The following is a 24,178-nucleotide window of genomic DNA, read 5'->3' on the forward strand; positions in this document are numbered from 1 at the left end:
TTCCGACAACGCCGAAGAACGCCGCCCGCCAAGCCTCATCACCCGCACAACGCACCACTTTCCACTAAGGAGAATCCGTGAGTTCGCAAGACACACCGGTCATGCAGCCGGCCGGCGGCAAAACGGCGGACAAGGTGTTCAAAGGCATCGCGTATGCCTGCGGCATCCTGATCCTCGTCGTGCTGGCCGCCGTGTTCCTGTTCCTCTTCTTCCGCGCGTGGCCGCTCATCGGCGGCGACCAGTCCGCCAACAGCGCCACCATCTCAAGCTTCACCGGCGGCAAGACCGACAGCTTCTGGGGCTACGTGCTCCCGCTGCTCTTCGGCACCGTGCTCGTCTCCATCCTCGCCCTGCTGATCGCGTTCTTCATCTCGATCGGCATCGCGCTGTTCATCTCGCACTACGCGCCGAAGAAGATCGCCACGGCCCTGAGCTACGTGGTCGACCTGCTCGCCGCCATCCCCTCCGTCATCTACGGTCTGTGGGGCGGCCTGATTCTCGTGCCCGCCATCTACCCGTTCTGGAACTGGGTGGCGCACTACCTCGGCTGGATTCCGCTGTTCGCCGGCCCCGCCGCCAACCCGCAGCGCACCGTCGCCACCGTGGCCGTCGTCCTCGCCGTCATGGTGCTGCCGATCATCACGTCCATGTCGCGCGACATCTTCCTCCAGACCCCGACCCTCCAGCAGGAAGCCGCCTACGGCCTGGGCGCCACCAAGTGGGAGATGATCAAGCTGGCCGTGCTGCCGTTCGGCAAGTCCGGCATCGTGTCCGCCTCCATGCTGGCCCTCGGCCGCGCCCTCGGCGAGACCATGGCCGTGTTGATGATTCTGTCCCCGGGCCTCACCTACTCCATCAAGCTGCTGCAGGCCTCGCAGAACCAGACCATCGCCGCGAACATCGCCGCGCAGTACCCCGAAGCGAACGATCTGGGCGTCTCCACGCTGATCGGAACCGGTCTCATCCTGTTCCTCATCACGTTCGTGGTCAACTACGCCGCCCGTAAGATCACCGAGAAAGCGAGCGTCTGATGGCTGAAGCAACCGCGACCAAGAAGAAGAACCTCGACGGCGCGCCCGTCATCGACTTCGACAAGTTCCGTCCCACCCGCTCCTCGGAGAACGCCCGCAAGCGCAAGGACTACTTCATGACCGGCCTCATCGGCCTGGCCTTCGTCATCGCCTGCCTGCCGCTGATCTCCGTGCTGTGGACGACCATCGTCAACGGTCTGAAGCGACTCAACCTCAACTTCCTGTCCTACAACATGACCGGCGTGGTCGGCGGCAACCCGACCCCGTCCGGCGGCTACGGCGGCGTGCTCCACGCGATCATCGGCACGCTGGAGATCACCGGCGGCGCCATGGTCATCTCCATCCCGATCGGCATCATGTGCGCCGTGTACCTCGTCGAATACGCGCACGGCGGCAAACTCGCCATGACGATCTCCCTGCTCGTCGACGTGATGAGCGGCATCCCGTCCATCGTCGCCGGCCTGTTCGCCTTCTCGATGTTCACCATCGTGTTCGGTCCCGGTACCATCAACGGCTTCGAAGGTTCCGTCGCACTGTCGCTGCTTATGCTGCCGACCGTCGTCAAGTCCTGCGAGGAGATGCTCAAGATCGTCCCGAACGACCTGCGCGAGGCCTCGCTGGCCCTCGGCGTCACCAAGCAGCGCACGATCACCAAGATCGTGCTCAGGACCGCCCTACCGGGCATCGTCTCCGGCTGCATCCTCGCCATCGCGCGAGTGATCGGCGAAACCGCCCCGCTGCTCATGACCGCCGGCTACATCTCCAGCACCAACGTGAACCTGTTCTCCGGCCAGATGACCACCCTGCCGGTGTTCGTCTACCAGGAGTATTCGAAGCTCAACGCGAACTGCCCGGTCAACGCGACTTCGGCCTGCGTGCCGACCATCCCGATGGAACGCGCCTGGGCCGCCGCCCTCGTGCTGATCATCATCGTGCTGCTCCTCAACCTCATCGGCCGTCTCGTGGCGAAGGTCTTCGCCGTCAAGACCGGACGCTGACGCATCGCAATACAGACGACACCGCATTACATAGGAATCAAAAGGAAACATCATGGGACAACGCATTGACGTCAACCACGAGAACATCTACTACGGCGACTTCCTCGCCGTCGAAGATGTGAACATCAACATCGAGCCGAACAAGGTGACCGCGTTCATCGGGCCGTCCGGCTGCGGCAAGTCCACCGTGCTGCGCACCCTGGACCGCATGCACGAGCTCATCCCCGGCGCCCACGTCGAGGGCGAGGTCCTGCTCGAAGGCAAGAACCTCTACGACAAGGACGTGGATCCGGTCTCCGTCCGCCGTGACGTCGGCATGGTCTTCCAGCGCCCGAACCCGTTCCCGACCATGTCCATCCGCGAGAACGTGCTCGCCGGCGTGCGTCTGAACAACAAGCACCTCAACAAGTCCGACGCCGACGACCTCGTCGAGTGGGCCCTGCGCGGCGCCAACCTGTGGAACGAGGTCAAGGACCGTCTCGACAACCCGGGCATCGGTCTGTCCGGTGGTCAGCAGCAGCGTCTGTGCATCGCCCGCGCCGTGGCCGTCCACCCGCAGGTCGTGCTGATGGACGAGCCGTGCTCCGCCCTCGACCCGATCTCGACCCTGGCCGTCGAGGATCTGATCAACGAGCTCAAGGACGACTACACCATCGTCATCGTCACCCACAACATGCAGCAGGCCGCCCGTATCGCCGACTTCACCGCGTTCTTCAACCTGAAGGCCGTCGGCGAGCCCGGTCATCTGGAGTACTTCGCGGACACCACCACGATGTTCAACAACCCCCAGAACGAAGAGGCCGAGCGCTACATCTCCGGCCGTTTCGGCTGATCGCGCGACGGATACGCCGTCGCCCCATGTCAAGGAAAAGCCCCGCTTCGGCGGGGCTTTTCCCGTTTCCTGCGAGGTTCCGTGTGGTTCCGTGTGGTGTCGTGCGTTTTCCTCCCGCTGGCGGGAGGTGATGTCGGGAGGTGATGCGCATGAGCCGGCTCTCGTGTGTTTTCCTCCCGCCGGCGGGAGGTGGCGCGTAGCGCCGGAGGGTGGTTTCGTGTTGGTGGTGTCGTGCGTTTTCCTCCCGTTGGTGTGATGTGGCGAGTAGCGCTGGAGGGTGGTTCGGGAGATGATGCGCTGAGCCGGCTCTCGTGTGTTTTCCTCCCGCTGGCGGGAGGTGGCGCGTAGCGTCGGAGGGTGGTTTCGCGTTGGTGGTGTCGTGCGTTTTCCTCCCGCTAGCGGGAGATGATGTCGGGAGATGATGCGCATGAGCCGGCTCTCGTGTGTTTTCCTCCCGCTGGCGGGAGGTGGCGCGTAGCGTCGGAGGGTGGTGTCGTGGCGAGGTTGTGTTTCTTGTTCGCCGGCTGGAGGTGATGAAGGCCCCCCTGCCCCGTACCAAACCCCCGGAATCCGCTTTCACCAGCGTTAAATGGACGTTTTAAGGGGGTTAAAACGTCCATTTAACGCTGTACATCGGGGATAACGGGTGAAATGTACGGGGGTGTGCCCGGAAGAGGGTGCGAGACCGGCGGGTGCGAGCCGGAAGAGGGTACGCAACCGTACAGTACATAACCGATCGGTATGCAACTGGCGGGTATGCAACCGGCGGGTACTCAACCGGCGGGTACGCAACCGGTCGGTGTACAACCGTCGGGTACGCAACCGGCGGGTACACAACCAGCCGGGCATCCATGAAAAAAGGACCTCGTCCATCAAAATGGGCGGGGTCCTTTTGGTGTCACGCGATCACAAGATCACATGGGACGCACGAAATCACAGGATCGCCATGCACACGAAGTCGATGATGAACAGCGCGGCCACGATCCAGATGATCGGGTGGACATCCTTGGCCTTGCCCTTGCAGGTCTTCACCAGGCAGTACATGATGAAGCCGCCGGCGATGCCGTAGGAGATGGAGTAGGAGAACGCCATGAACGCGGTGGCGAAGAACGCCGGGATCGCCTCGTCGATGTTCGTCCAGTCGATCTCCTTGAGGGAGGCGGCCATCATGCAGCCGACGATGACCAGCACGCCGGCGGTCGCGGCGGACGGCACGGCGGAGATGACCGGCGCGAAGAAGATGGACAGCGCGAAGCAGATGGACACGACCACGGAGGTCAGGCCGGTGCGGCCGCCCGCGGCGATGCCCGCGGAGGACTCCACGTAGGTGGTGGTGTTCGAAGTGCCGCAGATCGCGCCGATGGAGGTGGCGATCGAGTCGGCGAACAGGGCCTTGTCCATCTTCGAGGAGAATCCGGAGCCGTTCTCCAGCGCCTTCTCGTCCTCAAGGGAGAAGATGCCGGTGCGGCGGCCGGTGCCGAGGAACGTGCCGAGCGTGTCGAACGTGTCGGACATGGAGAACGCGAAGATCGTGACGATCACGAGCGGGAGTCGCGCCGGATCGGAGAAGAGCGCCGGGAAGCCTTCGGGCGTGAAGATCGCGCCGAACGTGGTCGGCAGCTCGGAGAACGTCTGCGACAGGGACTGGGCGGAGCCGAAGTTGGTCACGCCGAACGGGATGCCGACGATCGTGGTGATGATGATGGCCAGCAGCATGCCGCCCTTGACCTTCATCACGGTGAACACGACGGCGAGCAGCAGGCCGATGAGGAACACCCACAGCACCGGGCTGTTGAACGTGGCGAGGCCCGGGGTGGCGGCGGTGGCGAGACCCTTGCCGGCGGCCTTCGTGTCCTTCGGGGTGAAGGTGATGAGGCCGACGTTGAGCATGCCCACGTAGGCGACGAACAGGCCGATGCCGCCGCCGATCGCCTGCTGCAGCTGCTCGGGGATCGCCATGATGATCATCTTGCGGATCTTCGTGACGGTGATGAGGATGTTGATCAGGCCGCACAGGAACACCATGCACAGCGTCTCCTGCCACGTGAATCCGAGGCCGAAGCAGACGGTGTACGTGAAGAACGCGTTGAGGCCCATGCCGGCCGCCTGCGCGTACGGCACGTTGGCGAACAGGCCCATGACGAGCGTGCCGATGATCGCCGCGATGATCGTGGCGAGGAAGACGCCGCCCCACGGCATGCCCGTGGACGACAGGATCTGCGGGTTGACGACGATGATGTACGCCATCGCGAAGAACGTGGTCAGACCGGCCAGGATCTCGGTCGAGACGGTCGTGCCGTTCTCCTTCAGATGGAAGAACTTCTCCATATTCTCTTCTTTCCTTGGAATGGTTGGCAAAACCGTGGCCGATTATATCGCGGACGCATTGCACCGGTTCGACGTGGGCGGTCGCGGCGTAGACTGTGTGACGGATGATGGACGGATGTCCGACCAGCGGATGAAGGGAATGGATATGGGCAAGCAGCCGGTCGAAGTGTCGATTCGCGCGTGGAAGAAGAACACGGTCAGGCCGGGAGCCGAGCGCGGACGTGTGCTGCTTATGCCGGGCACCGGCTACAACTGCGATCGCCCGTTGCTGTACTGGTCGGCCCAGGCGTTGGTGGAGAACGGTTGGCGCGTCGACCGCATGAACGTGGCCCATGCGTCGGACGATCTGTCGACGGTGATTCCGGTATTGAACGAGGCGATCGACGCGTGGGTGGCGTCGGCGCGCGCGGAGGCGGCGAACGCGGATGAATCGGTCCGGACGGCCACGGCCACGGTCACATCGGTCTACGACGACGCAACCGACAGTGCGGCCGTCACAACCGTCGCCGCGGGTGACATGCCGCCGCGCACCTCCCGACTGCTGCTGATCGGCAAGTCGCTGACGACAATGACCTATCCGCATGTCGCCACGACGTTCGGTCTGCCGTTCGTACTGTTGACGCCGGTCCTGCATCACGCGGACTTCGATCCGTCCGCGCGTGTGATTCCGGTGCCGCGCGTCGGCGACGACATCATGGGCGAACCGGATGCGCCGACCGTCGAGGTTGCGAAGGCCGTGCTGCACGAGGACGCCGCGGGTCTCGCAGGCGGCGAGGCGGAGTTGGAACGGTGGCGCACGTCGCGTTATCCCGGTCCGGCGCCGCTCGTGTGCGCCGGCACCGCCGACCCGTTCTACGATCGTGCGCGCGCGAACGCGCTCACCCCGCATGTGCACGAATATCCGGATGCGAACCATTCGATCGAGGTCCCCGGTCACTGGCGTCGTTCCCTCGACTACCTCAAGGAGGTCTCCGCCTCCGTCGCCCAATACGCCGCCACGCTGTAGTCTCGCCCTCCCGTCGCCGGCGGCCGTGAGACAGGGTCGCAGGTGGCACCATGATGCTCTCGCCCCCGCTGGCGGGGGCTGTCGGCGGAGCCGACTGGGGGTGGTCTCGACGCACGAGGGATACCACCCTCAGTCCGCCTGCGGCGGCCAGCTCCCGCCAGCGGGAGCGTGGGAAGATCCTGCAGGGCCATTTCCTGCTGGCGGCAGTCGTGAGGCAGGGAATTGTCGCGGCGACACGCTGCCGGGCCGTGTGGCGGACGGTCCGGTGGAGCGTCCGTAGGCTTGGCCGAGCGGCGGCAGTCGTGAGGCAGGGAATTGTCGCGGCGACACGCCGCGTCCTTATATGTCCGCCGCTCCACGTAACTTATCCACTCGTAAACCACAGACCGTTGGTTGCAGGTGCGTGCAATCGCATCTGCCGAAGTTCGGCATGCCGAGCCAACGCAGGTTGAGAGATATAAGCCCATTTACGGGTGCGCCGGAAACGGCCTTATGTTGCTCTGCCTGCGCGCAGGGCTTTTTTATTGCCCGGTGAGACGTTCCGAACCTCAGGTCAACGGCCGACTTAGGAAGGAACGCCATGAAGAGGCCCGAAAAGGAAGCGGTGGTCGCTCAGCTTACGGCTCAGTTCCGTGATGCTGACGCGGTCTACCTGACCGAGTACCGCGGGCTTACCGTTCCGCAGATTTCCGATCTGCGTGAGAAGCTAGGCCGCGATACTTCCTACACTGTGGCAAAGAACACGCTGGCACGCATCGCCGCCAAGGAAGCGGGCATCGAGGGTCTCGACGAGATTCTCGCCGGCCCGACCGCCATCACCTTCGTGAAGGGCGACTTCATTGAGGCTGCGAAGACCATCCGTGACTTCGCCAAGGAGAACAAAGCCCTCATCATCAAGGGCGGCTATGCCGATGGCACCGTCTACGACGCTGAAGGCGCCACCAAGCTGGCGGATCTCAAGTCCCGCCCGCAGCTGCTCGCCGAGTTCGCCGGCGACATCAAGGCTACGATGTCCAAGGCCGCGTACCTGTTCAACGCTCTGCCGACCAAGGCCGTGCGTACGATCGATGCGCTGCGCGAGAAGCAGGAGAAGGCCGCCTGATTCCGTCGTGGCAGGGGTTCGTCCCCGTCGCGTGAATCGAACGGTCATAACTGAAAAGCAACCAAGTTTTAGGTGACGGACACACCTCTTCAATTCAGTTCGTCGCCAACAATCGAAAGGAAGCCATAATGGCTAAGTACACCAACGATGAGCTGCTGGAAGCCTTCGGCGAGATGACCCTGGTCGAGCTCTCCGAGTTCGTCAAGGCCTTCGAGGAGAAGTTCGACGTCGAGGCTGCCGCCCCGGTCGCCGCCGTTGCCGCCGTTGCCGGTGCCGCCGCTCCGGCCGAGGAGGAGAAGGACGAGTTCGACGTCATCCTCTCCGCCGTTGGCGACAAGAAGATCCAGGTCATCAAGGCCGTCCGCGCCATCACCAACCTGGGCCTCGCCGAGGCCAAGGCCCTCGTCGACGGCGCTCCGAAGGCCGTCCTCGAGAAGGCCAAGAAGGAAGACGCCGAGAAGGCCAAGGAGCAGCTCGAGGCCGCTGGCGCTTCCGTCGAGCTCAAGTAATGCACGCGGTCGGGAAGGCCGCTCATTACCAGCTTCGCACGTTTCTTCGTGCAGGAGACCCCGCATCCGTTTCGATGGGTGCGGGGTCTCCCGTATTTCCGGCGGAACGCTCGCAGAGATTCTGTCGATTCGTCGGACGATAATGCGAACAAATGCATCGGGGCATGACACAATAGGAAATAGTGCGTGAAATCATCAGAAAGGAAGGCCGCGCGGTGAGTGAGCAGACGGCGAGCCAGTGGCGATTGAAGGTCGTCGGCGGGGACCAGGTGAACGTGCGTCCGGGCGAAAGCCTGGAAATCGGCCGCAAACCGCTCCGGCCGCTGCCGGATGAGGGTATCGCGCGTCTGGAGATCGACGATTCGACCAAATCCATGTCGAAGCGTCACGCACGGTTCAGCGTGTCGACGGACGGCAGCGCGGTGCTGCGCGACCTGAACTCGACGAACGGTTCCTATGTGGTGAACGAGAAGGCGGAGCTCATGCGGCTGCCCGCCGGACGTGACGTGCCGCTGCCCGTCTCGCCGATGCGCATCCAGTTCGGCGACGTGCCGGTCGATTTCGTGCGTATCGAACCGGATACGACGCCCGAGCCCGTGATTCCGAACCTGTTCGACTATTCCACGGCCACGACGGTCCGTCAGGAGCCTGATGCGGCGGACATGTCCGTCGACGAGATCCTCGACCTGCGTGCCGGCGAGCCCACGGCCGTCTTCAACGCGCAGCACGCCCGTCACGCCGCTCCCGCATCGCCACTCGACCGTATCGCCGACGACATCGAGCCGCTCACGTTCGCGCAGGTCACGTCCGCCGCCGAACTCCAGGACGATGACGACAAGCCGCCGATCGTGTTCTCCGAAGCGGACTCCCGCACTGATCTGCCTGTCACGCCGTCGCCTGCCGTCGCACAGGAGGGCGAGACCGCCGCTGCCGAGACGGTCGTGGTCGAGCCTCCCGCCGATTCGGTGCCGTTGCACGTCGTCAAGGCCATCGACCCGGGTCTGCCGCGCAACCTGTTCGTCGACGCGATGAACAAGCCGGCCGAAACGCCCGCGCAATCCGTTCCGGCGCAATCCGCGCCGAACGCCGACACGGCCACGCCGATCGTCGTCGGCGCGGCCCGCGGCACCGCCCCGCAGGTGGCGCTTCCCGCCGCCAAACCGCGGGTCGAGCTTCCCGCCGCGCAACCGGCGGCCGTCGTGCAGCAGCCTGTTGCCGCGCAACCGGCAGCCATCGCGCAGGAGCCTGCCGCCGCGCAGCCGGATGCCGTCACGTTCAAGCCGTTGGACACCGGCGCGGGAACCGTCGCCGCGACGTCGACCGTGGACGATCAGCTCGAAGACGACGCGACCGGCGTCTACACGCCAGCCTTCGAACCGGGGTCCGTGTTCGACAAAGTCTCCAAAGGCGAATTCGACAAGCCGCAGACCCCGATGGTCGAAGTGGACGGGCTTACCTCCGAGGACGCCCGCCACACCACCGACATGACCCTCCAGTTCGAAATGGCCCGTCATGCGGAGCTGCTGCCGTTCCTCGCGATGAACCCCGCACTGTACGACGACCTGTATGCCTGGCTCGCCGCACAGGGCGACGCCGACATCGACGAGGCGCTCGCGCACAACGTGGGCTACCAGGATTACCGTGAAGCGGTAGGAAAGTGAAGGAGAGCGGATCGATGAGCGCACCATCCACGAAACCCACGCTCGATTGGCTGCGGCAGTGGCACGACCAGTACCGGTCGTCCCTCGTGCCTTCCCCGTTGGAGGACATCAACCAGCTCGCCGCACAGCTCGATCTGACGCACGCGCATCCGTCGGGCATCGCCCAGCTGTTCGCCTCCGGGCACGTCACGCTCGAATCGTTGTTCCGCGACAACGGCATGCTGCGCGCCGCCGAACGCCGCCTTACCCGCGTGCTTGACGACCGTTCCGCCAAGAAGCGCGTGAGCGGCGTCGCCGAACTATCGCTCGTCGTCGGCGTCGCCACGTGGCATGGCAACGCCCGTCCGGTGCTGCTGTACCCGGTGCAGGCGGTCTCCTCGCCCACGCCCGGCCAGTCGACGATCACGTTCACCGGCACCGTCACGCTCAACGCGTCGTTCGTCGACGCGATGCACGACGCCGGCATCGACCTCGACGAGGACTACCTGTTCGACGGCTCCCACTACGCGTCCGGCACACCGGAGACCTCCGCCGTGTTCACCGAGATCACGAAGCGCGTGAACGGCGCGGTCGGCGACTTCAACATCGAGCGCCACATCATCCTCGGCTGCTTCATGGAACCGTCGGCGCAGATTCTCAGCGAGACGCAGCGCATCATCGACCAGTTGGGTGAAGGCCCCAGCGGCAATACGCTGCTCGACGCGCTCGCCGGCGACAAGGAGGCGGCCGCCACGCTGCGCGACGCCCCCATTCCCGACTACAGTCCGTTCGATGCCGACCCGCACAGCGAATACGAGATCGGCGACGTCGACAACACGGTGCGCTACGCGGCCCAGCTCGCCGCGTCCGGCCACAGCGTGGCCGTCGACGGGGCCGTCGGCAAGGACACGGTCGAACAGGCCGCGGCCATCGCCACCCGCTGCGTGATGAACGGGCGCACCGTGCTGTACGCTCCCGGCGTGGCCGAGCAGAAGCGCCGTTTCATGCAGGTCATGCGCGCCAACGAGACATCCGGCATGGTGCTCGACATCGCCGACGAACACGCGAACGCGGACATCGACCGTCAGCTCATCACCGCAGTCGGATTCCAGTCCGGCGTCGCCACGCAGCATTTCGACCAGCTGGCCGACGAGCTCGTCGGCGTGCGCTCCCGACTGACCCGCTACCTCGGCGACCTGCATGGGGTGAGTGAGAAGTGGGGCGTGTCCGCCTACCAGACTATCCAGAACCTAGCGGCGATCTCGGTCGCCCCCACCCACCCCTCGACGCACGTGCGCCTGTCCGAGAACACGGCGCGACGTGTCGCCGGGCACATCGACGAGTGGACGGCGAAGCTCGAACGCGCCGCAGAAGTCGGCGAATACACGATCGGTCCCGACGACACCGCTTGGTACAAGGCGACCATCACCAGCGAGCAGGATGCGGTAGACGCGTACCAGCGCGTCGTCGACCTGCTGCAGAAGGTGCTGCCCGCCGTGCGCGAGCACGTCGCCTCCACCGTGCAGGCGTGCGGATTCCCCGTCCCCACGACGGCACGCGAATGGTCACGTCAGATCATCGTGCTCAAGAACCTGCGTCGCGTGCTCGACGTGTTCCAGCCGGAGATCTTCGAACGCGACGTCGACTCGATGATCGAGGCGACCAAATCGAAGGCCGACCGCAAGGCGGAAGGCACCACGATGGGATTCTGGGAGCGTCGCCGCCACACGCGCGAGGCGAAATCCCTGCTGCGCGTCGGCGCCCAGGTCGAGGATCTGCACGCCGCGCTCGTCATCGTCAGGAAGCAGTCCGAACAGTGGCGCTCGCTCGTGCCGCACGGCGGATGGCCGGTCCTGCCGCCCAAACTCGACCAGATGATCACCGCGCAGGAGACCATGTCGCGCGACATGACCGCGCTCGACACGGTGCTCAACACCACGCCGAAGGGCGGCGAACTCGAATCGCGTGACTTCAACGAGGTGGAAAGCCGACTCAAGGCCCTGTACGACGACCACAAGTCGCTCGACGACCTGCCTGAACGCTGCCGTCTCGAACAGGAGTTCCAGGCGGTCGGACTCAACGACCTCGTCGCCGACTTCTCCAACCGTCACGTGCTCTCCTCCGCCGTGGGCGCCGAACTCCAGCTCGCCTGGTGGACCACCGTGTTCGAGGACATCGTCCGCTCCTCGCCGATCATCTCCAACCAGGACGGCTCTGTGCTCGCCAACGCTACCGAACGCTTCGAGCAGGTCGACGTCGAACACGTGCGTTCCATCGGCCCGATGGTCGCCCAGGAGTCGATGCGCCGCCTGTGCGACCTGCTGTTCGCCCGCACTCAGGAGGCGAACCTGCTGCACACGAAGCTCGCCGGACGTGGGCACCAGTCGCTCGACCGCATCCGCCGCGACCACGCGGAGATTCTCGCCGCCGCCAAGCCGATCCTCATGGCCACGCCGGACACGCTCGCCTCGCTCACCGAGCCGAAGCCGCTCGCCGATGTCGCCATCATCGACGCGTGCGCGCACATTCCCGCCATCCAGCTGCTCAGCATCGTCGTGCGCGTCAAGCAGATCGTCATCATCGCCCACCGCAGCACCGTCACCTGCCCCGGACTGAAGCGTCTCATCGACGCGCTGCCCGTCGTCGAAGTGAAGTCGCATCCGGTGCGCCGTGCGCCGCGACTCGGCGCGTTCCTCGAATCCGAAGGCTACGGCGCCATCCGCTACGACGCATGCACCGACGGCGCGCGCGGCCACATCGCCTACCACAAGATCGAGGCGACCGGCACGCCCGTGTTCGCCACCGGACTGGTCGAATCCAGCCAGCAGGAGATCGACGAGGTGGTGCGGCTCATCACCGAACGCGCGCGCTCGTTCACCATCGTGCCCGCCAGCTACCTGCTCACCGTCGTCTCGCTCACCGACGTGTTCCGCGTGCGCCTTGGCGCCGAGCTCAAGGCGCTCGCCGCCAAGGACAAGTCGATGAACAGCTTCCTGCGCCACGTGCGCCTCGTCGGCATCCGCGAGGTCGCCGGCGCCCGCGCCACCGACGTGATTCTCTCGATGTGCTACGCGAAGACCGCGCACGGGCGCCTGCTCCAGCAGTTCGGCGCGCTGGAGGACATGGGCGGTCGCGGCATGCTGCTCGACGCGCTCGCGCTCGCCGATCATCACGTCGACATCGTGGCCGCGTTCACCTCCGACGAGATGGAGGACGAGCGCATCCACACGCCGGGCGTGAAGCTCCTCAAGACGTTGCTGACGTGGGCGGAGCATCTGCCCGACGAGCCGGCCCTGCCGTCGCGCCGCGAATCCGGCAACAACACGCTGTTCAACGATCTCGCCGACCGCATCCGTGCCCGCGGGCTCGACGTCGCCATCGACTACGGCTACGACAACGGTCTGACCATCCCGATGGCCGTCGGACTCAAGGACAAGCCGTTCGCGCTCGCCGTGCTCACCGACGACGCCGGATACATGTCCATCCAGTCGACGCGCGAACGCCACCGCATGCTCGCCGCCGACCTCATGGTCCTCGGCTGGTCGGTCGTGACCGTGTGGAGCGTCGGCTCGTTCGTCAACCCCGAGAAGGAAGTCGACCGCATCGTCGCCAAGGTCGGCGAGATCTACCGGGAGGTGCAATGAGCGAGTATTCGTCCACCCGTCGCACGCCGCGCAAGCACAAGCGCGTCGTGCGTGAGGGTACCGAACGGTTCGACGCGGACGGCGTCAAGCTGGAGCCTTCGGACATGATGACCGAACGCCAGCGTGAGGCCGACGACGACAAGCGCATCCTGAACGAGTTGCCGCCGCATTGGGCTGTGTTCAACGAACGACGGTGAACCTCGCCTGATGGGCTAATGAATGGTGCGGCCTTCGGTGTGGAGCTCAGCGGATCACCGCGACGATCGCGCCGAGTTCGGCCGAAGCCATCACCCGGACCGCCGCTTCGGGCGTCATCGCCATGGTGACGGTCGAAGCGGCGCCGTCGTTTCCGGCGTTACCGTCACGACGTGCACGTGCCATCACCAACGCCTCGTCGGCGAGCGTGCACGATGACGCATCCGTCGACTCGTCCGCCATACTGCCGCCGGCATCACCGTCTGCGTTTCCGCCGGAGTCATTGCCTGATTCGCCACTTTGGCCCGTATCGCAGCCCACTGCGGAGACCAGACGCACCGTGTCGCCGGCGACCAGCGTCGAAACGTCGTTCGACACCGCCACCTGCAGTACCGTCCGGCCGGACGGTACGACCGGGGCATCGCGCGCGTTCGTGGGGAACAGCGGCTGTCTTGGCTCCACATCGTTCTGTGCGATCCGTCCGACCACATCCTCGACCTGGGAGAACGCTTCGGCAACGACGGGGGAGCGTGGCGTCACCACCACGGTCACGTCATCCGCGCCGATGACGTCGCCCCGACGCAGACCGTGCGAGGCGACGACCACATCCGTCGTGGCGACCAGCGAATTCAGCAACGCCGCCACGATCGCCGCCGCCGCGACGACGCAGCAGACGGCGGCGAGCCGTGCGAGCCGTGCGCGGGCGCGGCGGGCGGCGAGCGTGGGGCGTGTGAGCCTCGCCCAAGGCGGATCAGGCATTCTCATAGGTCAAGCGTCCGGCATCGGTGTGGCCGGACGCAACCCGTACGGGCAATGTGGACGGAGCCCTCATAAATCTTCACACGCTGTTCGAACGGACGAAGGCGGCGTGCCGGATGACATCATCCAACACGCCGCCTTCGTCATGGACATGGGCCCGTCAGCCTTGTCATAGCCTCGTCATGGCCTGTCATGCCCCGTCATGGTCGCCGCGACGGCGACCGGAGAGCCTTACTTCTTGCCGGAATCGGTGCGGTAGAAGCCGCTGCCCTTGAACTCAATCGGCACGGCGGAGAAGACCTTGCGCACCTGCTCCTCATGGCACTCGGGGCAGACGGTGATCGGAGCGTCATCGAACGACTGACGTTCGGTGAAATCGTAGCCACAGCTCTTGCAACGGTAATGATAGGTAGGCACCGTAATCCTCCAACGAAACGAATCCGACCCGGAACGCGACGGCATGCGCCCGGCGAAGGCCCGAGTCCCGCGCGTGTCCCGGCATATGCAACCGTACATATCCTAATCGTTCACGCGACACGTCCCGTCGGAAGCGGACGCGGGCTTCCACCATGCGGAACGAGGGGCGGGACGCGGGCCGGGTGACGGAAGCGCCGCCGCGCGCGAACCGTCACGCGAACATCGTCACCCCATCCGGCGTGAGCGCGCCGTTCACCGGCAGATCGTGCGGTTCGCGGGGCAACGGTTCCGCATCCGCATCCAGCAGCTCCCACGGCCAGCACACGGCGACGACCGGCGCATCCGGTGCACGATGCGCAAGCGCCCGGTCATACCAGCCGCCGCCGCGGCCCAGCCGGGTGCCCGAACGGTCCACGGCCAATGTGGGCACGATGATCAGCGATGCCTCGCCCAACGCTTCGGGAGGCAGCGTCGCGACCTGCGGCTCGTCCGGGCGATGATGTCGGGACCCTGCCTCATCCATGACGTGCAGCCCGTCCAGATCACGCAACTCGCCCCAACCGACCTCCAGTCCCGAACCCAGCAGCGGCACGAGCACGTGCGCCCCCGCCGTGAGCAGCGCCTCCAGCAGCGGGCGCAACTCAACCTCCGTGCCCATCGACACGTAGGCCGCCACCGTCACGTCGGTGAGATCGACGATGTCTGCGGCATCCGTCGCATCCTTGTCATCTCCATCGTGCGCGACGCACGCTGCCGTCGTCGTATGCGCCGACGCGGGCCACGGAAGATCACGCAGCCATCCGGCCAGACGCACGCCGGCGGCGACGCGTTCCTCCGCCGCAACCGTCCTGCGCCGGGCGATCGCCTCATGGCGCAGACGCCGCTTCACCTCGATACGCGCATCATCCATCATCCATGCCTCCGTCCCGCTGTATTTCCGAACTGTTCGGAACCGTTCCGAACCGTTCCGAACCGTTCCGGGCCGTTCCGAACTGTTCGGAACCGTTCCGGGCCGTTCCGAACAGTTCTGGGCCGCCGTTCTGGCTCGTTCGCCCGTCCGACAGTCCGGCCGTTCACGGGAGTCACCTTACCCCGCCGGTTTTTCATGCGCGTGGCACAATGGTGGGCGTGTCAGTATTCCAGACCATCCGTCACGCGTTCGCGCCAGTCGACCCGAACGCCATCCGCACGCCCGTCGTCATCCACGCGCCGGCCGGAGCCGTGCCGATCACGCTGCGCACGATGACCCCGGACGACGAGGACGAGTGGAGCACGGTGCGATGGGACAACGACGCATGGCTCAGACCATGGGAATCCGGCGATCCGATGCACGGGCCCGGCATCACGTTCAATCAGTGGATGGGCATCCAACGGCGCAATGAGGAACGCGGCACCGGCATCGTGCTCCTCATCGAATACGGGATGCGCATCGTCGGCCAGATTTCGATCGGCGCGATCACCTACGGCGCGATGCGCACCGGTGTGGTCGGCTACTGGGTCGCGCAGGACGCCGCCGGACACGGCATCGCGCCCACCGCGCTCGCCATGCTCGCCGACTGGGCAATCGCCGATCCGACCGGACCGCGTCTGCATCGTCTGGAGATCGCGATCCTGCCGGAGAACACGCGTTCCCTCGCCGTCGTGCGCAAAGTGGGCGCACGACGTGAGGGCCTGCGGCCGAACTACATGTACGTGGCCGGCGCATGGCGTTCGCACGAGACGTTCAGCCTGATCGCGGAGGACATGGGCGCGGGGTTCGCCGCGCGGCTCGTCGCCGCCGCCGGCGACGTGTCCGCGGCGGCGGGAACCACGGACGCGCACGTGGCGGCGGGCGCGGACGTTCCGGCCGCCACGCCGCCCGCGCCTACGCGGGCAATCGACACGCCGCGACACAATGCGGACAATGTGACCACCGTCTCCTATTCTTGAGGATTATGGGCTACGAGCAGTTGAGCACGATCATCGTGCTCGTCATCGTACTCATCGGGATCGTGGCATGGCTGCCGGTTCGTACGGCCAGAAGCATGAGGCACGTGGAGGAACATCGCGAGGATCGCTTCTCCTCGTCGCTGCACCTGGTCGACGAGAACAGCGGCACGCGATTCAGCGATGACGACACCTACGCGAAAGGGGTTTTGATGCAGCCGAACGAGAGGCGCACGACCAAACTCACCCCCGAGCGCATCGCCGAAGTACGGCGGTTGCGCCGTCGGGCGGTGCGTCGACGCCAGATTCTCGTCGTATCGCTGCTGCTCATCGCCATCGTCGTCGCCGCGATCGCCTTCCCGCTGCACTTCAATCCGTGGTTCGCGCTGATTCCCATCGCCCTCGACGCCGTCGTCCTGGTGCTGGGAGCGCGCGCCGCCAGACAAGCCCGTGAATGGGAACGCAAGGTCGCCAAGGCGCGCGCCCGCGAACGCCGCTCGCGCATGGCGAGGACGCGCGCGCAGGCCAGGAACGTCGACGCCGAAACCGCCAAGGTGAAGGCCGAGGCCGAAGGCATGACGCGTTCCGCCAAGGCGATGGCCTCCGCGCTCGCCGACGATGCCATCGACACGCAGACCGGCGTGAGGGGCGAGGAGGTGCCGACCGCCGAAATGGAGCGCCGCGAGATTCGCCGCGTGCTGCGCCAGGCGGAGATCGAGCAGCGTCAGGCGCTCGCCGCGCACGGCAAGCTCGACGCCCCCGACGTGCACGTCATCGACGTGTCCGCGCCCAAGACGGTCGGCGCGGCCGCCGCGCTCGCTGAATCCACGCCCGTGCAGGTCGTACCGCAGACCGTCGGACCGCAGTCCGCGGGGGTTCCGGCCGCGATTGCGGCCCCGGCACAAGCGGTCAAGGAGACGGGCGGGCACAGCGCCGCCGTCATCCCCGCCGATGCCACGACCGAGTTGTCCGAAGTGCGCCCCGCGAAGGCCCTCGACGCGTTCGACATGGCCATCGCCGCACAGGATCTCATCTCGTTCTCGCTTGGCGAGGCACGCAACGTGCATGACGACAAGCCTCAGGCGCCGGAAAGCCGTGAGATCAAATCGATGCGTCAGGTTTCGAAGGCCGATCCGGTCGACGCCGACGAGGAACGCAGGCTCGCCGAGGAGGCGCGGATGGAGACCGCGCCGGCCAAGGACGCCGGAAAGAGCGCCGAGTCCGCTGAGGCCTCTGGGGATGCTGCCGATGTCGATGTCGCCGCTGCGCCCGAAGAGGCCGCGACCGCGGGCAACGACGGCAGCGTCATCGCCGCTGTGCCGCAGGATTCCGGCGTCTCCGATGTCAATGCCTTCCATGAATCCGAGGAGCAGGCGAGGGTCGCCGTGCCCGCCGCCACCTCCGACTCGCTGGGGCATGACCTTCAGGCCATCCTCGCCCGCCGCAGCTCCTGACCGTCCGTTTCTCTCACAGCGTTAGCACTCAAGTTGGCAGAGTGCTAAAAACCGCGCTACCATGTGAGGCAGTGCTTGGGATCGTACAAGTGATCGTCAGCCTCTTGGGCGTTTCCGGCGCGAAGACATCGAACCAAACGAGAAACACGAGGTGACCCACAGTGTCGATCAAGCTCACACCGCTGGAAGACAAGATCATCGTCAAGCAGGCCGAGGCCGAGACCCAGACCGCGTCCGGTCTGTACATCCCGGACAACGCCAAGGAGAAGCCGCAGCAGGGCGAAGTTCTCGCCGTCGGCCCGGGCCGTCGCGACGACAAGGGCGAGCGCATCCCCGTCGACGTCAAGGTCGGCGACAAGGTCCTGTACTCCAAGTACGGCGGCACCGAGGTGCACTACGAGGGTGAGGACTACCTCATCATCGGCGCCCGCGACGTGCTCGCCATCCTCGGCTGAGACATCTGCATACGCGTAACGAAGACCCCGGCTCGATGCCGGGGTCTTCGCGTTTCCGGTGTTGTTTCCGGTTGTCTCCGGTGTCATCGGTATCCGGCTTCCATGCGTCACGCGCATACGCGGATCAGCCCGCAGCGTAGTTGAAACGCCGCACGCGTCGCTCATACACTGGAATACGGATCATGCCCCCATGAAGGAGCGCAGCCATGACCGATACCTCCGATACGTCCGCCATCCCCTCCCGCATCGCCGCGATGCTGCGTGACACGCTGTCATGCCCGCCGGATGCCATCGAACTCGCCGTCGTCACGTTCGTCGCAGGCGGCCACCTGCTGCTCGAGGACGTGCCGGGCGTCGGCAAGACCACGCTCGCGCGCGCGTTCGCCCGCGCCATCGACGGGGAAGTCAACCGCATCCAGTTCACTCCCGACATGCTGCCCGGCGACCTGACCGGCGTAAGCATCTGGTCGCGGCGGGACGACCGGTTCACGTTCCACCCGGGACCGTTGTTCGCCAACATCGTCATCGCCGACGAGATCAACCGGGCGAACCCGAAAACCCAATCCGTGATGCTCGAAGCGATGAACGAACGGCAGGTGAGCGTCGACGGCGAGACCCATCCGCTGCCCGACCCGTATTTCGTCATCGCCACGCAGAACCCGATCGAACTGGAAGGCACCTACCCGTTGCCGGAAGCGCAACTCGACCGGTTCATGACCTGCACGGCGTTCGGCTACCCGACCGCCGAGGCAGAAGCGCTGATGCTCACCGCCGACGACTGGTCGCATCCGCTCGACCGCGTGCGGCGCGTCTGCTCGGCCACCGAGGCGGCAGCCGTGTGCGCGGCGGCGCGTCGCGTGACGCTGGATCGGCGCATCGCCGACTATATCGTCGCCATCGTCCGTGCCACGCGCGACCGCGACGGAATACGGTACGGCGCGTCGCCCCGCGCCGGTCTCGCGCTCGCCGCGATGGCCCGCGCCCGCGCGTTCATCGACGGGCGGCCCTACGTACTGCCCGATGATGTGCGTGCGCTCGCCGAGCCCGTGCTCGCGCACAGGCTCGTACTCGACGAGACCACTGTGGGGCGTGCCGGTGATGGGCTGGAACGTGCGAGGGAAGTCGTCGCCGACGTAGTGCACGGCATCGCGGCGCCGAGGGCATGACATGCGACGGCCGGCACAGGGGCGTCTGAGGAAGACACAGCGCCAGCGCAAGGCGGAGGCGCGGAAGAAGACTGGTTGGCCATCCGGATTCGGCCGGATTCATGGGCGCGGGCGTACCCACCCCCACGGGCTGATCCGTCCCACGATGCCGTGCCTGGTGCTGGTCGCGTTCGGTGTGCTCGCCTGCTATGCGGGACTGTTGCTCGATGAACGCATGCTGATGGCCGCGGTCATCGTGATCGCCTCGATGATCGTATGCTCGTTCGTCGTCGCCGTGGCGCAGTGGGTGCTCGCCGGGCGACCGGGGGAGACGCTCACGGCGCGGTTGCTGAAGCCGCCCGAGGTGACGGTCACGATGGGCTATGAGCGTGTGGACCAGTATGGGAACGTCGCGGACCGGTGGGTGGGCGCGTTGCCGTGTGAGCGCGGCCGCTATCGGCGGACCTTCATGTTGTTGCGGTGGCGTTCGCTATTCGGATTGTTCGCGGCGAGACGTGGTCTCGCCGCCACGGGGGAGACCTTGATCCTGCCTGAGGTGGCTGAGGGCGCGCCGTGGATGGATAATCTCGTTCGCGGGCGTGCGGCAGGCCGGGGCGAAGCCGAGGATTCGGGAATGATCCGGGATTATGAGCCGGGAGACCCGCTCTCCCGCATCTCGTGGCGGCATAGCGCCCACCGGGGTGAACTGATGACGCGTGAATCCGAGGGCTGCGAACGACCCACCGTGCTGTTGGTGGTGAATACGGACGGCTCGGATGGTGTGGACGCCCGGCGGCTTGACCGGGCCGTCGCCACGCTGCTGCCCTACGTGCGGGCCGGTCGCGATGTGGACGTCATGGCCACCGATGGCGTCTGCACGGTCGAGGGGGAGCGGGCCGTCACGCGTTTTCTGGCGGCGGTGCGGCCGATCTGTGGAGTTTCACCGGCGATCTGTGGAGTTTCACCGGCGATGTGTGGAGTTTCACCGGCGATGTGTGCGGTGTCGGTCGGAAACATCGTGCGTCGCCGTTCCGGTCCGGTGGCCGTGCTGGTGTGCGACGCCAGTGATTCCAACGGTTTGGCGCAGTCCCTGCGCCGCGCGCCCATCGGGGCGGTGGTGCGTGTACTCGACCCCACTCCACAGGAGCGGGTCGTGATTCCACAGGTTTGCCCCGAATCCATGCAGCATCGCTCCGGAACTCCACAGAACCATTCCCAAACTGCGCAGAAGCCCGTGCAGAACCGTCCGGGAACCAATCAAACCGGCACTTTGGGCTCGCATAATGTCGCAAAGGGTCGGACTTGGGCTCGGATCTGGGCTCGCGCGGGGAGCCAGACAAAGATTCGGACGCGGACATGGGCGCGGGCCGTGGTTCCGCATGTCGTCGCCGCTGCGACGTCGCTTGTGTTCCTCGGCATCATGCTCAAGGCGCTCGTCGGCTTGGTGAATCCTACAGGCTGGTGGCTATGGTTCGCCGCCGCCGGCCTTGCCGCGGCGATACTCGCCTCGACCGTACCTGCGCGCCGGATCGGGGTGGCGCTCATCCGTGTGATGGGCTTCGCCTTCGTGCTCGGTGCCGCAACGGCCGTGCTGGTCGTCCTCCGGTTGCGCGATGGCTACGCCGTGACGGCCGCCGACGGTTCGGAGCAGTCGATGCCAGGTGATGGCGACGGCGGATTCTGGTCCCGGTTCGCCGGCACGCTGGCTTTCGGATTCGACCGGCTCGACCGCCAGCTGCCGCCATTGAAGGTCACACCAGCCTCGGATCTCTTCCTTGTCGTCGTCATCGCCGCCGCGGTATTGCTCATCCGCTGCCTGCTGCTGTGGCGCTGGGTCGCTCCGGCGCTCGCCATACTGCCGGTCGTCGCGCTGGCGGCCGATTCGGCCATGCTTGGCCATACCGCCCCGTGGTGGGCGGTGGCCCTGTTCGCCGTTGCCTTCCCGATGAGCATGTGGGCGGCCTGTGCGCGCCGCCCCGCCAAACCAGCACCAGCCATGGCCCCGCCACCCGTCAACCCGGTGCCGGCCACGGCCCCGGCACCAGCCAACCCGGTGCCGGCCACGGCCACGCCACCCGTCAACCCGGCACCAGCCCTGCTCGCCGCGCTCGCCGTCATGGCCATCACCCTGGCATGCACGCCCTCCGCCGAAACCCTCGCCTACCGCACGCCGTTGTCGTTCGGCGAGGGCGGCGGCATGTTCTCGTCGAACACGGTCAGCCCGCTCATCGACCTCAAACGCAACATCGACGCCGGCTCCGATTCCACCGTGCTTACCTACAACGCCGATCGGCTCCTCTATCTGAAACTCAGCACCCTCGACACGTTCGACGGCGACACGTGGGGCTACGACCACAGCCTCGCCATCGACGCCGGTCTATACGGCGCCGGCATCCGGCTCGGCCGCAACGAGTCCGACGGGTTCACGATGGAACAGCGCCGTGCCGGCGACCCGCTCGGCCTCTACATGTGGACGGTCGGCTATGCCGGCTATGACGCGTCCGATTCCGCTACGGGCTCCGGCCTCGACGGGCGCACGCTCGACCGCTACAAAGTGAGCGCGAACGTGCACATCGACACGCTGCGCTCGCGGTTCCTGCCGGTTCCCGGTCTCGCCGTCGAGACCGATGGTGTCGGCTCCTCATGGCTGAGATACAACGACGGCAGCGTGATCAACCGCACCGACACCACGTCCGACGGCATGCGGTACACGGTGACGGGCGCGTACTTGACTCCCATCTCCTCGTCGAGCGGGTTCTCCGAACTCGACCCCATCCGCGCCGTCGCCGATGCGGTGACGCGGGAGAACGAGTCCTCCGGGGAGCGTGTCGCGCAGTGGGTAGCCGCGCGCCGTGCGCTCGCCGATTCGGGCATGGGTGAGCTGCGTGACGGGTTCGCCGTCATCCACGCATCCGTCGACGGCGAGGGCGTCGTGCGCGCCGCGAACGGCGAACGGCTCGGCCGCGTCAGCACCTACGCGTCGTCCCTGCCGACGCGCATCGCCTTCGACGAGACGCTCGACGATCGTCTCGGTCTCGCGGGCAACGGCGTCGTCTATGGTTTCTCGCCGTCCGGCGACGCCGCCGTCATCGTGCTGCCGTTGCAGGACACCGGCAATGGCGCCTCCTACGAGCGTTCGAACGTGCATGGCGGTGACGACATGTCCGCGGCGTCTCCCGTCTGGGTGCAGAACGCGGTGACCATCCTCGACGCAGACGGCGCCACCATGTACATCGCCGTCGAAGCCGGCTCCAGTACCGATAGGCAGCGCATGATGCAGTGGATCGATAGCCAGATCGCTACGGCCGACGAGGAGGCGCATGCCGCGCGCACCACGTCCCTGCCGCGGTCGCTGCCGGCCAACGTGCGCGCGGTCGTGCGCGAGGCGCGCGCGGACGGCGTCGCGGCGAAGGCCGGATCCTACGACGAGCAGGTGCGCGCCATGCGATGGCTCGTCGACTATTTCACCGACAGGTCCAACCATTTCACGTATTCGCTGGACGCGCCGGACGGCGACGGCCGCTCCAACATGCAGGTCCTCGACGATTTCCTCGATCCGCAGACCGGGCATAAGGGCTACTGCCAGCATTACGCCTCCGCGCTCGCCGTGCTCGGCCGCGCGCTGGGCGTGCCGACGCGCATCGTGCTCGGCTATAACGCGGGCACGTCCGAACGTGGCTCCGACGGCTATTTCCCGGTGGCGTCATGTCAGTTGCACGCGTGGACGGAGGCGTATCTGGACGGCGTCGGCTGGGTGCCGTTCGACGTGACGCCGCCGAGCGCGAGCAACGGCATGCTTGCCGCGGGTGGGTCGGCTGCGGCTGCGGAGTCGTCGTCTTCCGGCGCTTCGGACACGCTGTCCGCCGACGACGGATCCGCCGTCGCCGAATCCGGTGCGACGGGGAGCGGTGGCGCGTCCACCGGTTCGGATGATGCGACCGGCAAGACGCCCACGCGCTCCGACGGCGTGTCCTCCCGGAGCGGGAAGGAGGGCGATTCGGTCGATTCGGTCGGTCCGGTCGGCGTTCCGGTCGAGCTGTCGAGGCTCTCGCAATGGTGTTCGGCGTTGCCGGTTGGCTGGCGCGTCGCGGCCGTATGCGCGATGGTCGCGGTGATGTTCGCCGCGTGCGTGTGCGCCCCTCGCGGCGTGCGCGCATGGCGTCGCCGCCGGTGCGTCGCCGCCGCGCGCCGCGCCGCGTCCGGCGGGGCCGGTATGGGCGCCGATGCCGCGTCCGCCGCGTTGCGCGCGGTCGCGTGGCGGACGGCGTGGCGTGAGATTCGTCGCGAGGGACGGCGATACGGCGCGCGGTGGGAGGACTGCGACACCGATCTGATGATTGCCGATCGCATCGTCGACGTATGGCCGGGATGCGCGGATGATGCGGACGGGATGTCCAATCCGCGCGCTGACGGCGGGGCGGCGGAATCGTCGATTCGGAAGTCCGGTCTCGTGAATCGGACGGTGATTCTTCGGGTCGCCCGCGCCGCCACGGCGGTCGCGTTCGGCGGCGACGCGCCGCAGACCGATGATTTGGCCGGCGATCTTGCGGCGTTGTTCGCCGCGACACGCCGATGAGGGGTGATGCGGCGATTGGTGTGCGGGTGATTTTCGGGTGTTCGAGCAAGGGAAAACGGTTCGGAAACCACCGGGAATGCCGCCGCGACACGCCGATGCGGCTAGAAAAGTGCATGTTTTGATTTCGTTGGAATTTCAACGTTTTTGACGTACTGAGCCGG

Annotated in this window: 17 protein-coding genes and 1 pseudogene; 14 read left to right on the forward strand and 4 right to left on the reverse strand. The window is 66.2% G+C overall.

The annotated features are described in order from the left end of the window. Positions 1 to 77: 77 nt before the first annotated feature. Genes pstC through pstB form a run of 3 tightly spaced genes read left to right on the forward strand, consistent with a single transcriptional unit; the run spans position 78 to position 2,861 of the window. On the forward strand, positions 78 to 1,031 hold the full coding sequence (gene pstC, locus AC1AYR_RS08570) for a phosphate ABC transporter permease subunit PstC (protein WP_034527977.1): 954 nt from the start codon (positions 78 to 80) through the stop codon (positions 1,029 to 1,031). Continuing rightward, positions 1,031 to 2,029, forward strand: a complete 999-nt coding sequence (gene pstA / locus AC1AYR_RS08575; RefSeq protein ID WP_476511868.1) for a phosphate ABC transporter permease PstA — start codon at positions 1,031 to 1,033, stop codon at positions 2,027 to 2,029. Before pstC ends, pstA begins: the two co-directional genes overlap by 1 nt. Before the next feature lie 52 nt (positions 2,030 to 2,081). Further along, on the forward strand, positions 2,082 to 2,861 hold the full coding sequence (gene pstB / locus AC1AYR_RS08580; protein ID WP_055427879.1) for a phosphate ABC transporter ATP-binding protein PstB: 780 nt from the start codon (positions 2,082 to 2,084) through the stop codon (positions 2,859 to 2,861). Between the two features lie 933 nt (positions 2,862 to 3,794). On the opposite strand, the gene AC1AYR_RS08585 is transcribed toward pstB, so the two are convergent. Then, a complete protein-coding gene (locus tag AC1AYR_RS08585; protein WP_476511869.1) occupies positions 3,795 to 5,189 on the reverse strand; it encodes an NCS2 family permease in 1,395 nt (464 codons plus the stop codon). A 145-nt stretch (positions 5,190 to 5,334) separates the two neighbouring features. On the opposite strand from AC1AYR_RS08585, the gene AC1AYR_RS08590 reads away from it, so the two are divergent. The 6 genes from AC1AYR_RS08590 to AC1AYR_RS08615 all read left to right on the forward strand — a co-directional run bounded on the left by AC1AYR_RS08590 (position 5,335) and on the right by AC1AYR_RS08615 (position 13,287). Continuing rightward, complete coding sequence (locus AC1AYR_RS08590) at positions 5,335 to 6,195, forward strand: hypothetical protein (RefSeq protein ID WP_476511870.1); 861 nt, start codon at positions 5,335 to 5,337, stop codon at positions 6,193 to 6,195. Between the two features lie 580 nt (positions 6,196 to 6,775). Further along, positions 6,776 to 7,297, forward strand: coding sequence for a 50S ribosomal protein L10 (gene rplJ / locus AC1AYR_RS08595; protein ID WP_034527148.1), 522 nt, complete (start codon positions 6,776 to 6,778; stop codon positions 7,295 to 7,297). A gap of 128 nt (positions 7,298 to 7,425) precedes the next feature. Further along, positions 7,426 to 7,806, forward strand: a complete 381-nt coding sequence (gene rplL / locus AC1AYR_RS08600; protein ID WP_476511871.1) for a 50S ribosomal protein L7/L12 — start codon at positions 7,426 to 7,428, stop codon at positions 7,804 to 7,806. A gap of 215 nt (positions 7,807 to 8,021) precedes the next feature. Then, complete coding sequence (locus AC1AYR_RS08605) at positions 8,022 to 9,467, forward strand: variant leucine-rich repeat-containing protein (RefSeq protein WP_476511872.1); 1,446 nt, start codon at positions 8,022 to 8,024, stop codon at positions 9,465 to 9,467. A gap of 14 nt (positions 9,468 to 9,481) precedes the next feature. After that, a complete protein-coding gene (locus tag AC1AYR_RS08610; protein WP_476511873.1) occupies positions 9,482 to 13,090 on the forward strand; it encodes a helicase in 3,609 nt (1,202 codons plus the stop codon). Beyond that, positions 13,087 to 13,287, forward strand: coding sequence for a hypothetical protein (locus tag AC1AYR_RS08615; protein WP_476511874.1), 201 nt, complete (start codon positions 13,087 to 13,089; stop codon positions 13,285 to 13,287). Before AC1AYR_RS08610 ends, AC1AYR_RS08615 begins: the two co-directional genes overlap by 4 nt. Before the next feature lie 46 nt (positions 13,288 to 13,333). Here the strand turns inward: AC1AYR_RS08615 and AC1AYR_RS08620 are convergent, their stop codons facing one another. From AC1AYR_RS08620 to AC1AYR_RS08630, 3 genes are all read right to left on the reverse strand, one after another. Beyond that, positions 13,334 to 14,044, reverse strand: coding sequence for an SAF domain-containing protein (locus AC1AYR_RS08620; protein WP_476555162.1), 711 nt, complete (start codon positions 14,042 to 14,044; stop codon positions 13,334 to 13,336). A gap of 231 nt (positions 14,045 to 14,275) precedes the next feature. Then, positions 14,276 to 14,461, reverse strand: coding sequence for an FmdB family zinc ribbon protein (locus AC1AYR_RS08625; RefSeq protein WP_476511876.1), 186 nt, complete (start codon positions 14,459 to 14,461; stop codon positions 14,276 to 14,278). 211 nt (positions 14,462 to 14,672) lie between these two features. Next, positions 14,673 to 15,374 (reverse strand): 5-formyltetrahydrofolate cyclo-ligase, encoded by a 702-nt coding sequence (locus tag AC1AYR_RS08630; RefSeq protein WP_476511877.1) that lies wholly within the window; start codon positions 15,372 to 15,374, stop codon positions 14,673 to 14,675. Positions 15,375 to 15,589: 215 nt separating this feature from the next. Here AC1AYR_RS08630 and AC1AYR_RS08635 point away from each other — a divergent pair. The 5 genes and pseudogenes from AC1AYR_RS08635 to AC1AYR_RS08655 form a co-directional block, all read left to right on the forward strand. Continuing rightward, a pseudogene (locus AC1AYR_RS08635) lies at positions 15,590 to 16,240 on the forward strand (GNAT family N-acetyltransferase); the annotation flags it as partial. A 155-nt stretch (positions 16,241 to 16,395) separates the two neighbouring features. Continuing rightward, complete coding sequence (locus AC1AYR_RS08640) at positions 16,396 to 17,841, forward strand: hypothetical protein (RefSeq protein ID WP_476511878.1); 1,446 nt, start codon at positions 16,396 to 16,398, stop codon at positions 17,839 to 17,841. A gap of 161 nt (positions 17,842 to 18,002) precedes the next feature. Then, positions 18,003 to 18,296, forward strand: coding sequence for a co-chaperone GroES (groES, locus tag AC1AYR_RS08645; protein ID WP_034527158.1), 294 nt, complete (start codon positions 18,003 to 18,005; stop codon positions 18,294 to 18,296). Between the two features lie 206 nt (positions 18,297 to 18,502). Then, positions 18,503 to 19,462, forward strand: coding sequence for an AAA family ATPase (locus AC1AYR_RS08650; protein ID WP_476511879.1), 960 nt, complete (start codon positions 18,503 to 18,505; stop codon positions 19,460 to 19,462). A gap of 157 nt (positions 19,463 to 19,619) precedes the next feature. Continuing rightward, a complete protein-coding gene (locus tag AC1AYR_RS08655) occupies positions 19,620 to 24,017 on the forward strand; it encodes a transglutaminaseTgpA domain-containing protein (protein WP_476555163.1) in 4,398 nt (1,465 codons plus the stop codon). Positions 24,018 to 24,178 lie beyond the last annotated feature (161 nt).

This window comes from Bifidobacterium sp. LH_417 (genome assembly GCF_056357035.1).